The following is a 14,516-nucleotide window of genomic DNA, read 5'->3' as shown; positions in this document are numbered from 1 at the left end:
CGGTTTCCGGCGCGGGAAGCATTCCCGCGCCGGGCCGGCCGCGGCCGCTACCGGATCGTCAGGCGGTAGACGAAGGTGAGGTCGGTGCCGTTGCTGTCGTGGTTGTGCCGCACGAGGGTGTGCGTGCCGGGCGACATCGGGCGGAACATCATGAAGTAGCCGTAGACCACGCTGGGCTGGTAGGCGCCGGTGAGGCAGGGATCGAACTGCGCCTCGCTGGGATCGCCCTTGAGCGCGAACAGATCCTCCGAGGTATAGATGTAGCGCTTCGGATTGAAGATCGGCCGCCCGTCCAGCCTGAGGTCGAGTTCGTCGACCATGTTGTAGTTGCGCGCGTCGGCCACCAGGAAGTCGTACAGCGACTGCCCCGGCTTCGGCCCGAAGCTGGGATCGGGGCACGGCCAGTCGTCGGCGATGCTGCCGATCTGCAGGAAGATCGCCTTGCCCCGCGGGATCGTGCAGCTTCGCGTATAGGTGCCGGACGACGGCGCGGCGATCGGCGCCAGTTGCCATACCGGCCCGGACTGGTCCACCGCGCAGTCCGCGCCGGTGGGGTCCAGGTACGGGTTGTGCTCGAACGGCTGCGCGTAGATCCACTGCCAGTTGAGTTCGGCCCAACTGGCGATGCTCTTGCCGAAGGGCCGCGAGTCCTTCGGGTACAGCATGGGGTTGAGCCAGTCGTCCAGCGACGACGGCTCGGCCGCCCAGGCCGCGGAGGTCATGCAGCAGGCGGCGAGCAGGGCGCACAGGGTCTTGGTCATGGCCGTTCTCCTTGCAGGCTGGGGGCGGGGCGCGTGGGGGAGGCGCCGTCGCCATCGTGGGGACGCATCGAACGGGAGCGTCGCCAGCATCGCTCCGGGAGGGCGGGGCCGCTTTCAGAAACGTGCGCGGTTCGCGGCAGGGCGCGGGCCGCGCATGGCGGCCCGTCCGCGCAGCCGTTTCGCCGGCTCCGCGGACGGCGCCGGGGGTATGATCCGGCCATCGGGAAAGACGCTTGGCGGAGGCGGGCGGATGTCGATCCTGCAGGTCGTCCTACGATCGTCCTCGTTCACCGTGGTGGACCAGGTCTGCCGGCATCCGCGGGTGAACTGCGGCGGCCCGAGCGGCGACGAGCCGGCGCGCTTCATCTTCACCCGCCGCGGCTCGTTCGCGGTGCACGCGGGCCGGCGGACCTGCTTCGCGCAGCCGGGCAAGGCGGTGCTGGTGCGCAGGAACGTCGAGTACCGCATCGCGCATCCGGACGCCGGCGGCTGCGACTGCTGCACCGACGTGTGGATCGACGATGCCGTGCTGGACATGCTCGGCATGGGCGGCGCGGCCGAGCCGCCGTGCCGCGAATTCCCCCACGACCTCGAATTCCAGCGCACCCACCTGGAGATGTTCCACGGTTTCCGGCACGACGGCGATGCGGCGCGGGAGGCGGACGAAGTGCTGCTGGACGTGCTCGGCTGCCTGCTGCGCCCGGACGGTGCGGGCCGCGCGCGCCCGCGCAGCGCCGTGGCGGCGCGGCAGGTGGCGCGGGTCGAGGAGGCCATCGTCGGCCACGCCGGGGACAACCTCGGGATCGATGCGCTGGCGAGGCTCGCCGGCTGCTCGCCGTTCCACCTGTGCCGGATCTTCCGCGAGAGCACCGGGCACTCGCTGCGCCAGTTCCGCCTGCGGCTGCGGCTGGGCGACGCGCTGGGGCGGCTGGGCGAGGGCGAGGAGGACCTGGCGGCGCTGGCCTGCGACGTGGGCTTCAGCAGCCACAGCCACATGACCGAGGCGTTCCGCAGGGCGCTGGGCGCGTCGCCGCGGGTGCTGCGCGAGGAACTGCGGCACAGCGACCTGCGGCGCCTGAAGGGGCGCCTGCGGGCGATGCCGTCGATGGGGCGGCACGCGCCGGCGCGGGGCTAGCGCGGCGCGTGCGGGCCGGTCAGGCCTTGCCGTTGGCCTGGTAGCGGGCGATGCCGGCGGTGATCTCGGCCTTGGCCTCGTCGGCGCCGACCCAGCCTTCCACCTTCACCCACTTGCCCTTCTCCAGGTCCTTGTAGTGCTCGAAGAAGTGGCCGATGCGCTCCAGCCAGTGCGGCGACACGCCCTTGATGTCGTCGATGTGCGCGTAGCCGGGGAAGATCTTCGGCGCGGGGATCACGACCAGCTTCTCGTCGCTGCCGGCCTCGTCGGTCATCTTCAGCATGCCGACCGGGTGGCAGCGGATCACCGAGCCGGGGATCAGCGGCAGCGGCAGGATCACCAGCGCGTCCAGCGGGTCGCCGTCGCCGCCCAGGGTGCCCGGCACGTAGCCGTAGTTGCACGGGTAGCGCATCGGGGTGGACAGGATGCGGTCGACGAAGATCGCGCCGCTTTCCTTCTCCACTTCGTACTTGACCGGTTCGGCGTCCTTGGGAATCTCGATGACGACGTTGATTTCGTCCGGCACGCTGCGGCCGGCGGGGACGTGATGCAGACCCATGGGGTGTCCTTGCAGAACGGAGGAAAGAAGGCCGGCAAGGATACGGCAAATCCTGTTGCGCCGCAGCAGATCGCGTGCGCGCGGTTCATCCGCGGGCTAGCGGAAAGGCCGCTCGCGCAGCCACTTCGTGGCGATCCATTTCTCGCCGCGCTGCACCGGCAGGCCGGCGTGCAGCGACACGCCGTCGTTGGCCTCGTAGGCGAAATAGACGGCCGAACCGCGCAGCGCGGTCACCGTGAGGCCGAGGTTGGGGAAGCCGGTGCCGCCGCCGGCCTCGGGCGTGTTGAGGTACATCACCACGCTGGCGACGCGCTGGCCGCCGCGCGCGGTGACCGCCGCGAAGCCCGGCTGGCCAGGGTCGAACCAATCGTAGTGCGGCTCGTACTCCTGGCCGGGCAGGTAGTGCAGCACCTGGAGCCCTTCGCCGTGCTCCACCGGCAGGTCGAACAGGTCGGCGATGCGCTGCTCGATGCGCGCCACCAGCGGCGATTCGCCGAGCGCGAAGAACATGCCCGCGCTGGTGCGGCTGGCGTCGACCTGCTGCGTGCCGTCGACCGCCACCGTGCGCGCGCGCTGCAGGCGCGGCCGCGCCTGCCCGATCAGCCCCTCGCACTCGTCGTCCGCGAGCATGTGTTCCAGCACGCGCAGCGGGGGGCGGTCGAGGCCGAGCGCGATGCGGACCTCATGGCCGTCGATGCGCGCCAGCGGGCCCGCGGGATGGCGCGTGCGCCGGCCGGCCGGCCTCTCGACCGTGCCGCGCAGCGCCTCGGCGGGGAGGTTGAGCACCTCGGCCACGATGCGCCGGCTCGCCCGCGCCTCGTAGCCGGCCTGGCGGAGCAGTTCCAGCACCTCCGGCACGCCGTGGCCGGCGCGGGCGGTGTCGAGTATCCATTGCCGCAGTTCGTTGCGGATCGTCGGTGTCTTCATGCGGAGCGTGGGCCCGCCCGGGAAGCCGGCGCGGAGGGCGGTTGACGGGCCGCCTACTCTACGCGAGTCGCGGCCGGCGCGNNGGGGCCGCCTTGCAAGGCCGCCCCGCCGCCGGCTTGCGCCGGTTACTTCACGTGTTCCCACAGGTAGGTGTAGCCCAGCGCGCTCATGAACGCCGCCTGCTTGTTGTCGGCCGCAGCACCGTGGCCGCCCTCGACGTTCTCGTAGAAGCTGGCGTCGTAGCCCAGCGCGCGCATCTTGGCGTACATCTTGCGCGCGTGCACCGGGCCGACGCGGTCGTCGCGGGTCGAGGTGGTGAACAGTACCGGCGGATACTTCTGGCCCGCCCTGGCGTTGGTGTACGGCGAGAAGGTCTTGATCCACGCCCACTCGGCGGGCTTGTCCGGATCGCCGTACTCGGCCATCCACGACGCGCCGGCCGAGAGATGGGTGTAGCGCCGCATGTCGAGCAGGGCCACCTGGCTGACGATGGCGCCGTACAGTTGGGGGTACAGCGTGAGCATGTTGCCCATCAGCAGGCCGCCGTTGCTGCCGCCCATCGCGGCCAGGTGCTTCGGCGAGGTGACCTTGCGCGCGAACAGGTCCTCGGACACCGCGGCGAAGTCCTCGTACGCGCGCAGCCGGTTGGCCTTCAGCGCGGCCTTGTGCCAGCGCGGACCGTACTCGCCGCCGCCGCGGATGTTGGCGATCACGTAGACGCCGCCCTTTTCCAGCCAGGCGCGGCCCATGCTGCCGCTGTAGCCCGGCTGGAGCGAGATCTCGAAGCCGCCGTAGCCGTACTGCAGGGTCGGGTTGTTGCCGTCGAGCTTGAGCTGCTTGGGCGCGATCTCGAAATAGGGCACGCGGGTGCCGTCCTTGGAGCGGGCGAAGTGCTGGCTGACCCGGTACTTCGAAGCGTCGAAGAAGCTCGGGCTGTCCTTCAGCGCCACCGGCTCGCCCTGGCCGAGCGTGCCGTAGTACAGCGTGGTCGGCTGCAGGAAGCCCGACACGGTGAGGAAGTAGTCGTCGCTGTCGTCGGCGTCGATGCCCTCGGCCGCGATGGTGGACAGCGCGGGCGCGCCGCCCAGCGGCTCGCGCTTCCACGCGCCCGGCTGCGGCGTGAGCACCTCCAGCTTGTTCACCACGTCGTTCATCACGTTGAGGATGAGGTGGTGGCGCGTCCACGAGTAGCCGTCCAGCGCGGTGGTCTCGGAGGGCTCGAACAGCACGGTCAGCTCGCGCTTGCCGGCCATGTAGTCGTCGAAGTTGGCCGCCAGCAGCGAGCCGGACTTGTAGGTCTTGCCGCCCACGGTCCAGTCGCTGCGCGGCGTGACCAGCAGCCACTCGCGCTCGACGTCGGTGGTGGCGTCGTTGGGCACGTCGACCTTGGCGAGCTTGCCGTCCTTGCCGCGCAGGTAGGTCTCGCTGTCGTAGAACGCCAGCGCGCGCTGCACGAAGTCGCGCTGGAAACCGGGCGTGTTGTCGCGGAAGGCGGCGATCGACATGTCGCTGGGCTTGCCTTCGTAGACGGTGATTGCCGATGCCAGCGGCGTGCCGCGCTTCCACTCCTTCACGATGCGCGGATAGCTCGACTCGGTCATCGAGCCGGGGCCGAAGTCGGTGCCCACGTAGATATGGTCCTGGTCGATCCAGGCGACCTGGCTCTTGGCTTCCGGCAGCTCGAAGCCGCCCTTCACGAACTGCTTGGTCGACAGGTCGAACTCGCGCACCACGTCGGCGTCGGCGCCGCCCTTGGACAGCGAGACCAGGCAGCGCCGGTAGTCCGGCTTCAGGCATTGCGCGCCGTGCCATACCCAGTTGACGTTCTCCGCCTTGCCCAGCGCGTCGAGGTCGATCACGGTCTCCCACGCCGGCTGCGCCTTGCGGTACTCGGCCAGGGTGGTGCGCCGCCACAGGCCGCGCGGGTGCTGCTTGTCGCGCCACAGGTTGTAGAAGTGGTCGCCGATCTTGCTGACCATGGGGATGCGCGCGTCCGAATCGAGCACTTCGAGGATGCGCGCGTCGAGCTGCCGGAAGGCGGCGTTCTGCGTGTATTTCTCCACGGTGGCGGCGTTGTTCTGCCTGACCCAGGCGAGCTGCTTCGCGCCGTCGATGTCCTCCAGCCACAGGTTGGGATCTTCGGTGGCCTGTGCGCCGGCCGGGGCGGTGGTCTGTGCGTGCGTCATGCCGCCCAGTGTGACGCCCAGCGCCAGGCTCAGCCAGAGCGATGTCTTCGTTGCCATGCGTATACCCCTGCAAGTGAAGGCCCGAGTGTGGCGGCGCGACGGTGGCGGCCGCGTGTGACTTAAGTCATGCCCGGAAAGCCGAAGGCCCGCGAACGGGCCTTCGGATCGGGTGGCGCCGGCCGGGTTACAGCAGCGGGATCAGCAGCAGCGCCACGATGTTGATGATCTTGATCAGCGGGTTCACCGCCGGGCCGGCGGTGTCCTTGTACGGGTCGCCCACGGTGTCGCCGGTGACGGCGGCCTTGTGCGCCTCGGAGCCCTTGCCGCCGTGGTGGCCGTCCTCGATGTACTTCTTGGCGTTGTCCCAGGCGCCGCCGCCGGTGGTCATCGAGATCGCCACGAACAGGCCGGTGACGATGGTGCCGATCAGCACGCCGCCCAGCGCCTGCGCGCCGGCCTCGGCGCCGCCGAGCCACTTGAAGCCGAACACCACCAGCACCGGCACCAGCACCGGCAGCAGCGAGGGCACCAGCATCTCCTTGATCGCCGACTTGGTCAGCATGTCCACCGCGCGCGAGTAGTCCGGCTTGGCGGTGCCTTCCATGATCCCGGCGATCTCGCTGAACTGGCGGCGCACTTCCACGACCACCGCGCCGGCGGCGCGGCCGACCGCCTCCATCGCCATCGCGCCGAACAGGTACGGGATCAGTCCGCCGATCAGCAGGCCGATGATCACGTAGTGGTTGGACAGGTCGAAGCTGATCGTCGGCACGTTGAAGTGCTGGCTGAGGTTGTGCGTGTAGTCGGCGAACAGCACCAGCGCGGCCAGGCCGGCCGAGCCGATCGCGTAGCCCTTGGTGACGGCCTTGGTGGTGTTGCCCACCGCGTCGAGCGGGTCGGTGACGCCGCGCACTTCCGGCGGCAGCTCGGCCATCTCGGCGATGCCGCCGGCGTTGTCGGTGATCGGGCCGTAGGCGTCCAGCGCGACCACCATGCCGGTCATCGAAAGCATCGCCGTGGCGGCGATCGCGATGCCGTACAGGCCGCACAGCGCATACGCGCCCCAGATCGCCGCGCACACCGCCAGCACCGGCAGCGCGGTGGACTTCATCGACACGCCGAGGCCGGCGATGATGTTGGTGCCGTGGCCGGTGGTGGACGCCTGCGCCACGTGCCGCACCGGCGCGTATTCGGTGGCGGTGTAGTACTCGGTGATCACCACCATCGCGCCGGTCAGCGCCAGGCCGATCAGGGCGCAGCCGTAGAGGTGGCCGACGCCGTAGCCCGAGTCCGCCATCAGCGAGGAGGTGATCGGCCAGAACGCGATCGCGGCGAGGATCGCCGACACGGCCACGCCGGCGTACAGCGCGTTCATGATCTTCGGCCCGCGCGCCTTCACGAAGAAGGTGCCGATCACCGAGGCGACGATCGAGGCGCCGCCCAGCAGCAGCGGGAACAGCACGCCGTTGCTGCCGGTCTGCTCGGCCATCACGCCGCCGAGCAGCATGGTGGCGATCAGGGTCACCGCGTAGGTCTCGAACAGGTCGGCGGCCATGCCAGCGCAGTCGCCCACGTTGTCGCCCACGTTGTCGGCGATCACCGCGGGGTTGCGCGGGTCGTCCTCGGGGATGCCGGCCTCGACCTTGCCGACCAGGTCGGCGCCCACGTCCGCGCCCTTGGTGAAGATGCCGCCGCCCAGGCGGGCGAAGATCGAGATCAGCGAGGAGCCGAAGGCCAGCCCGACCAGCGCGTGCAGGGCGGCCATCGTCTCGTAGCCGAAGTGCTTCAGCACCAGGTAGTAGGCGGTGACGCCGAGCAGGGCCAGGCCGACCACCAGCATGCCGGTGATCGCGCCGCCGCGGAACGCCACCTTCAGCGCCGCGGCGAGCCCGCCGCGCGCGGCCTCGGCGGTGCGCACGTTGGCCTGCACCGACACGTTCATGCCGATGTAGCCGGTGGCCCCGGAGAGGATCGCGCCGATCGCGAAGCCGATCGCGGTGCCCCAGTCCAGCGCGAAGCCAACGATCAGGAACAGTACGGCGCCCACCGCGCCGATGGTGGTGTACTGCCGGTTGAGGTAGGCGCGCGCGCCTTCCTGGATCGCCGCGGCAATCGCCTGCATCCGCTCATTGCCGGAAGATTGCGCCAGGATCCAGCGCACCGAAAACGCACCGTAAAGAATCGCTACTACCGCACACGCCAGCACGATCCACACGCCATACTGCTGCAGCATCGGAGCCTCCCCATGAGTTGTAGTAAAACCGCCCGGAACGGGCGGTCGACCCGGAGTATAGGCAGAGGGCCGGAGGTATTCCGTTGTGCGGCGCAGCGCATGCGCCGGGCCGTTCGCCCGCGCACGAAAAAGGGCGGCGCCCCGTGGCGCCGCCCTCGTCGTGGCCATGCGTGACGGTCAGCGGGTCGCGATGTCCAGGATGACGCCGGTGGCGATCGCGACCAGCAGGTAGTCGTTGTCGGCGCGTACCCAGTGGTAGCCGTGCGGCGGGTGGCGCAGGCGGTAGTGGCGGTAATCGCGCACCACGTAGACCGGGCCGCCGTAGCGGTGGCCGCGCTGCCAGTGGTGGCGCGGCCCGTAGTAGCGCGGCCCGTAATGGTGGACCACGCGGTAGTCGTGGCGGCGGTAGTCATCGCGGCGATAGTCGCGGTGACGGTAGCGGTCGTGACGGTCGTAGTGGCCGTGGCGATCCTGCCAGCCATGGTGGTCCGGGCGGCCGTGGCGGTCGTGGTCGCGGGCCGCCGCCATGCCGCTGAAGGCGAGCAGGCACAGGGCGAGCAGCAGGGGGCGCAGGATCTTCATGGCTCTCTCCGGTCGTGCCGCAGGGCGGCAGGCGATGCAGCGTAGGAAATTGCGTCTGAACGGAGGGTATGCCGGAACCGGCGGCCTTTCAGTCGGCAGTCATGCCCGTGACGGCGTTCGCACGGATGGGGCGAGGCAAGGCATGGCCGGCCTCGCACGGTTTTTTCCACGCATCGGGTGCGGCAGGTTTTCGGCCTGGCCTTTCCCGTATGCCAACCGGCCCGGTACGGCCGGAACCGTGGTCCGCTTCCGCAGGCCGCCCTGGCGGGCCGCTACCGCGACACGATGTCCAGGATCACGCTGGTGGCGATGGCCACCAGGAGATAATCGCCCTCGTCGCCGCGCACCCAGCGATAGCCGTGCGGCGGCTGGCGCAGGCGGTAGCGGTCATAGTCGCGCACGACCACGATGGGGCCGTCGTAGCGGCGGCCGCGCTCCCAGCGATGGTCGTGGCGGTAGCGGCCGGTGTCGTAGACCCGGTACCCGGCCTGCCGGTTGATGATGGCTTCCTGCCGGCGCTGCCAGGCTTCGTCGCGGTCGCGCTGCCAATCGGCGCGGCGGCGCAGTTCGTCCTGCTGCCGGCGCTGCCATTCCTGGTCGCGCTCCCGATGCCGTTGCTCGCGCTCGTGCTGCTCGACGCGGCGCTGCCAGTCCGGCTTGCCGTCGTCGTGGCGGTACTGCCCGCGCGGGTCGCCGTGCCACTGGCCGTCGTCCTGCGGCGCGGCGAAGGCGGTGCCGGCAAGCGCGCACAGCGCGACGGCCAGGCCGGCGCGGAGGAGCGGAAGGGACATGGGGCCTCCTGCATGGCGCGGCAGCGCGCCTTTCGCGCAAACCTACGGATGGCTGGCTGAACGCGCGATGGCGGCCGTCATGATTTTTCGGCCTATGTCCATGTCGTGCCGCCACCGCCCGGGGCATGCCCGAGGATCAGACGGCCGGCGCCGTGGCCTTTCCATTCCCATGGTGGCCGACCTCGATCAGCAGCCCGTCCGGCCCATGGAAGTACAGCAGGGTGCCCCGCCGCGTCTCCAGCACGCCGCGGCCGGTATCCACGCCGGCCGCCTGCAGGCGTTGCTGCATGGCATGCACGGCCCGCGCGCCGTCGACCAGGAAACCGATGTGGAAGCCTTCCGGATAGGCCGGCGCCTCGTCGTGCAGGCGGCTGAGCACCAGCACGAAGCCGTCCGTGCCGTGCAGCACCGCCAGGCGACCGTTGGGCGTGCGGTGGATGCGGCGGAAACCGAAGTGCTCGGCGAAGAAACGGGCGCTGGCGTCGACGTCGCCGACGCACAGGTCGAGATGGTTGAGCTGCATGGAAAACCCTCCGTTGGACAGTGGAAGGGTCGCCGCCGCCGCTCTGGCTGCCGGACGCACAACGACCCGAAGCGGATCGCCGGGGCGATCCGGGTCGTCGTGGGAGCTAGCGCAAGCGCTGAACAGAACCGCGCGCAGGACGTGCGCGGGCGCCGGAATCACCGAACCGGCCGGGTCTTTTTCGACGTGCGGCAAGTGTAGCAGGCGCCGCGCAGGCGCTCAGGCGAGCGTGCGCAGCCAGTCGCGCAGCGCGGCCACGGCGGGATCGTCCGCGGTGCCGACGGGGTGGACGAACAGGTAGTCGAGCCCGTCCAGCGCCGGCCCGAACGGCGCCACCAGGGTGCCGCGCGCCAGTTCGTCGGCCACCAGCGCGGTGTCGAGCAGGGCCACGCCCTGGCCGGCGATGGCCGCCTCGATGGCGTGGGTCTCGTCGCTGAAGGTGACCCCGCGCGAGACGTCGAGCCGGCGCAGGCCGGCGGCGCGGCGCCACGCGGCCCAGTCCTGCGGGTCGCGGAAGGCGGACTGCCACTGGTAGTGCAGCAGCGGGTGGCGGGCGAGGTCGGCCGGCGTGCGCAGCTTCAGCGCAGGGCTGCACACCGGGGCGAAGCGCGTGTGCAGCAGCGGCTCGTGCCGCAGGCCGCGGTACGGGCCGCGGCCGTAGCGGATCGCGGCATCGATCTGCTGCGCGGCGAAATCCACCGGCCGGGTGGAGGCGTGCAGGCGCAGGTCGAACGCCGGATGGGCCGCCTGGAAACCGGCCAGCCGCGGCACCAGCAGGCGCGCCACGAAGGCCGGCGTGGCCGATACGGTGACGATGCGCCGCCGCTTCGGCCGCAGCAGCGGCGCCAGCGCGTCGGCCATCAGGTCGAAGCCCTCGCGCAGGGCGGGAAACAGCATGCGGCCTTCCGCGGTCAGCGCCACCCCGCGCGCCTGGCGCTCGAACAGGGCGACGCCGAGCCGCTGCTCCAGTTGCCGGATCTGGTGGCTGATCGCGGTGGCGGTCACCGCCAGCTCGTCCGCGGCCAGGCGGAAGCTCTGGTGCCGCGCCGCCGCCTCGAACGCGCGCAGCGCGGCCAGCGGCGGCAGGCGCCGCCCGATAGGTGAGCTGGATTCATCCATGGGCTGAGAAAGTATCGTTTTTCATGGGTAAGAATGGTTCATAGCATGCGCGGCACCTGAGCATAACTCACCCAAGGAGCCTGCCCATGACCACCCTGCTGCACATCGACGCCAGCGCCCGCGGCGGGCGTTCCGACCTGCACGCCCACGGTTCCCACACCCGCCGGCTGAGCGCGCGTTTCGTGGCGCGCTGGCATGCCGCGCGCGCCGCCGATCCGGTGTTCTACCGCGACGTGGGCCAGGTGCCGCCCGCGCCGGTGGACGATGCCTGGATCCACGCCGCGTTCACCCCGGAACCGGCCCGCGCGCCGTGGATGCGGGCGCGGCTGGCCGAGAGCGACCGGCTGGTGGACGAACTGGTCGGGGCGGACCTGATCGTGGCCGGCGTGCCGATGTACAACTTCGGCGTGCCCGCCGCCTTCAAGGCCTATATCGACAACATCGTGCGCGTGGGGCGCACCTTCGGCTTCGACCGCGCGCGCCAGGGCGAACCGTACTGGCCGCTGCTTGCCGAGCGGCCGCGCACCCTGGTGCTGCTGGGCTCGCGCGGCGACTACGGCTACGGCGGGCGCATCGCCGCGATGAACCACGTGGAGCCGGCCGTACGCACGGCGTTCGGCTACATCGGCATCCGCGACGTGCGCGAGGCGGCGGTGGAGTACGACGAGTTCGGCGGCGAACGCCTGGCCGCCTCGGTGCGCGAGGCCGAGGCGGCGGTCGATGCGCTGGTGGACGAGTTGCTGGCAGAGCGCGCCGCGGCCGCCGCGCCCTTGGCGCTTGCGGCCTGTTCATGATCCGTCCGTCGGGCCGGACATCCCCACGCTCCGTCATTCCTGCGAAAGCAGGAATCCAGCGACTTGATGCCCCGAAACCCAAAGGCACTGGATCCCTGCTTTCGCAGGGATGACGCGTCGTTGGGGGCGCCCGGCAGCGTGGACGGGCGTCTACGGCGTGAACGCCGGCAAGTTCTTCGCCACCGCCACGTTCTTCAGCCGTACGTAGTCCGACTTATCCGTCCACCGGACCGGAAATCCCCACCCTCGTCATTCCTGCGCAGGCAGGAATCCAGTGACTTGATGCTTCGAAACCCGGAGGCACTGGATCCCTGCTTTCACAGGGATGACGCTTCGTTGAGGCTGCCCGGGGAACATGGACGAACGTCTACGGCGTGAACGCCGGCAGCTTCTTCGCCACCGCCACGTTCTTCAACCGCACGTAATCCGGCAGGCCGTCCCTGCCGTTGGGCGGCGGTGCCTCGCCGCGGATCAGCGGCGACAGGTAGCGGCGGGCGGCGGCAGTGATGCCGAAGCCGTCGCGGGCGATGAAGCTCCTCGGCAGCTTCTTCTCGCGGTTGGCGATCTTCGCCAGCGACGCCGGTTCGGTCTTCCAGCGGTAGGGCGCGTCGGACGTGCGCACGATCACCGGCATCACCGCGTTCATGCCGGCCAGCGCATAGTCCACCGCGGCCCTGCCCACGGCGTAGGCTTGCTCGGCGTCGACCCTGGAGGCAAGGTGGCGCGCCGAGCGCTGCAGGTAGTCGGGCAGCGCCCAGTGCACCTTGTAGCCGAGCCGGCCCTTCACCAGCGATGCCAGCGTGGGCGCCACGCCGCCGAGCTGCACGTGGCCGAAGGCGTCGCGGGTGCCGGCGTCGGCGAGGAACTGCCCCGCTGCGTTGCGGATGCCCTCGGAGGCCACCACGGTGCACCAGCCCACGCGCTCCACCGTGGCCTTCACCTTCGCCAGGAAGGCGGCTTCGTCGAACACGTTCTCGGGGAACAGGATCACGTGCGGGGGCGCGTCCGCGCCCTCGCCGGCCAGGCCGGCGGCGGCGGCGATCCAGCCGGCGTGGCGGCCCATCACTTCCAGGATGAATACCTTGGTGGACGTGGAGGCCATCGAGGCCACGTCGAGGCTGGCCTCCAGCGTGGAGACCGCGGTGTACTTCGCCACCGAGCCGAAGCCGGGGCAGCAGTCGGTGACGGCCAGGTCGTTGTCCACCGTCTTGGGCACGCCGATGCAGTGCAGGTCGTAGCCCATCGCCTTGCCCAGCCGAGAGAGCTTCAGCGCGGTGTCGGCCGAGTCGTTGCCGCCGTTGTAGAGGAACCAGCGGATGTCGTGCGCGCGCAGCACCTCGATCAGCCGCGCGTACTCGGCGCGGTTGTCGTCCAGCGACTTCAGCTTGTAGCGGCACGAGCCGAACGCGCCGCCGGGCGTATGGCGCAGCGCGGCGATGGCGGCCCTGGATTCCTTCGCGGTGTCGATCAGCTCTTCGCGCAGCGCGCCGAGGATGCCGTTGCGCGCCGCATAGGCCGGCACGCCGCGCGCGCGCGCGGCCTCGATCACCCCGGCCGCGGTGGCGTTGATGACGGCGGTGACGCCGCCGGACTGCGCATAGAGCAGCCGACCTTCGTGCTTGGACTTGGTTGCCATCGTTACGGAGCCTTTCTCAATCCGGCAGGGCGAGGTTGCCGTGCCCATCAAACACGAAGTACGGGTTGAATGCGAACTCCCACAGGTGGCCGTCGGGATCGGCGAGGTAGCCGGAATAGCCGCCCCAGAAGGCGTCCTGCGGCGCCTTCAGCTCGCGCGCGCCGGTGGCGAGGGCGGCGGCGAACCACCGGTCGACCTCCTCCTTCGACGCGGCATTGCGCGCCAGCGTGACGGCGGCGAAACCGGTGGGCAGGTCTTCGACCATCGCGTCGTCGGCCAGCGCCTCGCGGCCGTACAGCGCAAGCACGCCCGCGCCGCCCTTGAGGAACGCGATGTTCTCGTTGCTGGCCGAGGAGGCCAGCCAGCCCCAGGCTTCGTAGAACCGGCGCGAGCGCGCCAGGTCGGCGACCCCCAGCGTGACGATGTGGATGCGAGGTATCGGCACGGCGGTTTCCTCCTCCAGTGTCCGCAGAGCTTAAATCCTGCCCGCCCGCGGCGTCGCCGTGGCGCCTGCGCGCCGCGGCCAAGCCTTTTGGCAACAGATACTTGCCGCTTTTGTGCGGCTTTCGTCGTTTGACGTTGCCGCCGCCAGAAGCTAATTTGGACGCCACTTTTCCTGCATCCGGCGGGCCCCGCAGCGTGCGCGGCCCGCCGGATATCCTTGGAGCACTATGCGACTCGTCCTACTCGGTCCGCCCGGTTCGGGCAAAGGCACCCAGGCTGCGCGTCTGAAGGTGGAACTCGGCGTACCGCACATCTCGACCGGCGACATGCTCCGCGCGGCGGTGGCGGCGGGCACGCCGACGGGCCTGAAGGCGAAGGCGGTGATGGATGCCGGCAAGCTGGTGTCCGACGACATCCTGCTCGCCATGCTGGAGGAGCGGCTCTCGCAGGACGACGTGAAGGGCGGCTTCATCCTCGACGGCTATCCGCGCAACCTGGCCCAGGCCGACGCGCTGGACCACCTGCTCGCCAAGATCGGCCAGCCGCTGGATGCCGTGGTCAAGCTGGACGTGCCCAACGAGACGATCATCGGCCGCTGCGAAATCCGCTTCGCCGCCGAGCACCGCAAGGACGACGACCCGGTCGTCGTGCGCGACCGCCTGAAGGTCTACGCCGAGCAGACCGCGCCGGTCGCCGACTTCTTCGCCCGCCGCGGCAAGCTGCAGGTGGTGGATGGCGTGGGCACGCTCGACGAGGTCACCGCCCGCGTCAAGCGCGCGCTGGCCGACGAATCGGCCGCCGCCAACGGCTGACACTCCGGGCCGCC

The 14,516-nt window shown here is 70.4% G+C and carries 14 protein-coding genes; 3 read left to right on the top strand and 11 right to left on the bottom strand.

The features are described from left to right. Nucleotides 1-47 precede the first annotated feature (47 nt). Entirely contained in the window at nt 48-761 is a 714-nt protein-coding gene (locus ASG87_RS06670; protein ID WP_056002706.1) for a hypothetical protein, read from the bottom strand. Between the two features lie 250 nt (nt 762-1,011). Between ASG87_RS06670 and ASG87_RS06665 the strand changes: the two genes are divergently transcribed. After that, nucleotides 1,012-1,896 carry an AraC family transcriptional regulator gene (locus tag ASG87_RS06665; protein ID WP_056002703.1) on the top strand — a complete coding sequence of 295 codons (885 nt, stop codon included), beginning with the start codon at nt 1,012-1,014 and terminating at the stop codon, nt 1,894-1,896. Between the two features lie 19 nt (nt 1,897-1,915). On the opposite strand, the gene ppa is transcribed toward ASG87_RS06665, so the two are convergent. The 8 genes from ppa to gcvA form a co-directional block, all read right to left on the bottom strand. Further along, a complete protein-coding gene (ppa, locus tag ASG87_RS06660) occupies nt 1,916-2,455 on the bottom strand; it encodes an inorganic diphosphatase (protein WP_056002700.1) in 540 nt (179 codons plus the stop codon). Nucleotides 2,456-2,551: 96 nt separating this feature from the next. Further along, nucleotides 2,552-3,382 carry a 2OG-Fe(II) oxygenase gene (locus ASG87_RS06655; protein WP_056002697.1) on the bottom strand — a complete coding sequence of 277 codons (831 nt, stop codon included), beginning with the start codon at nt 3,380-3,382 and terminating at the stop codon, nt 2,552-2,554. Nucleotides 3,383-3,507: 125 nt separating this feature from the next. Next, nucleotides 3,508-5,568 (bottom strand): prolyl oligopeptidase family serine peptidase, encoded by a 2,061-nt coding sequence (locus ASG87_RS06650; protein WP_056003038.1) that lies wholly within the window; start codon nt 5,566-5,568, stop codon nt 3,508-3,510. 184 nt (nt 5,569-5,752) lie between these two features. Continuing rightward, nucleotides 5,753-7,801 carry a sodium-translocating pyrophosphatase gene (locus ASG87_RS06645; protein WP_056002694.1) on the bottom strand — a complete coding sequence of 683 codons (2,049 nt, stop codon included), beginning with the start codon at nt 7,799-7,801 and terminating at the stop codon, nt 5,753-5,755. Between the two features lie 177 nt (nt 7,802-7,978). Further along, entirely contained in the window at nt 7,979-8,383 is a 405-nt protein-coding gene (locus ASG87_RS06640) for an RcnB family protein (RefSeq protein ID WP_056002691.1), read from the bottom strand. A gap of 272 nt (nt 8,384-8,655) precedes the next feature. Then, the gene (locus tag ASG87_RS21230) at nt 8,656-9,174 is read right to left on the bottom strand and encodes an RcnB family protein (RefSeq protein WP_056002688.1); all 519 of its coding nucleotides are present in this window, start codon (nt 9,172-9,174) and stop codon (nt 8,656-8,658) included. 136 nt (nt 9,175-9,310) lie between these two features. Then, a complete protein-coding gene (locus ASG87_RS06630; protein ID WP_056002685.1) occupies nt 9,311-9,697 on the bottom strand; it encodes a VOC family protein in 387 nt (128 codons plus the stop codon). A gap of 219 nt (nt 9,698-9,916) precedes the next feature. After that, on the bottom strand, nt 9,917-10,816 hold the full coding sequence (gcvA, locus tag ASG87_RS06625) for a transcriptional regulator GcvA (RefSeq protein WP_056002682.1): 900 nt from the start codon (nt 10,814-10,816) through the stop codon (nt 9,917-9,919). Nucleotides 10,817-10,902: 86 nt separating this feature from the next. Here gcvA and ASG87_RS06620 point away from each other — a divergent pair, with 86 nt between their 5' ends. Beyond that, entirely contained in the window at nt 10,903-11,610 is a 708-nt protein-coding gene (locus tag ASG87_RS06620; RefSeq protein WP_056002679.1) for an NAD(P)H-dependent oxidoreductase, read from the top strand. A gap of 367 nt (nt 11,611-11,977) precedes the next feature. Here the strand turns inward: ASG87_RS06620 and ASG87_RS06615 are convergent, their stop codons facing one another. Together ASG87_RS06615 and ASG87_RS06610 are read right to left on the bottom strand one after the other, a co-directional pair. After that, on the bottom strand, nt 11,978-13,246 hold the full coding sequence (locus tag ASG87_RS06615) for a 6-phosphofructokinase (protein ID WP_056002676.1): 1,269 nt from the start codon (nt 13,244-13,246) through the stop codon (nt 11,978-11,980). 16 nt (nt 13,247-13,262) lie between these two features. Then, the gene (locus tag ASG87_RS06610; protein WP_056002673.1) at nt 13,263-13,691 is read right to left on the bottom strand and encodes a VOC family protein; all 429 of its coding nucleotides are present in this window, start codon (nt 13,689-13,691) and stop codon (nt 13,263-13,265) included. 226 nt (nt 13,692-13,917) lie between these two features. Between ASG87_RS06610 and ASG87_RS06605 the strand changes: the two genes are divergently transcribed. Then, nucleotides 13,918-14,502: an adenylate kinase gene (locus ASG87_RS06605; protein WP_056002670.1), complete on the top strand. Its 585-nt coding sequence runs from the start codon at nt 13,918-13,920 to the stop codon at nt 14,500-14,502. Nucleotides 14,503-14,516 lie beyond the last annotated feature (14 nt).

Source organism: Frateuria sp. Soil773 (assembly GCF_001428405.1).
In the GTDB taxonomy this organism is placed as follows: domain Bacteria; phylum Pseudomonadota; class Gammaproteobacteria; order Xanthomonadales; family Rhodanobacteraceae; genus LMSL01.
This window is presented reverse-complemented; position numbering and strand designations above follow the sequence as displayed.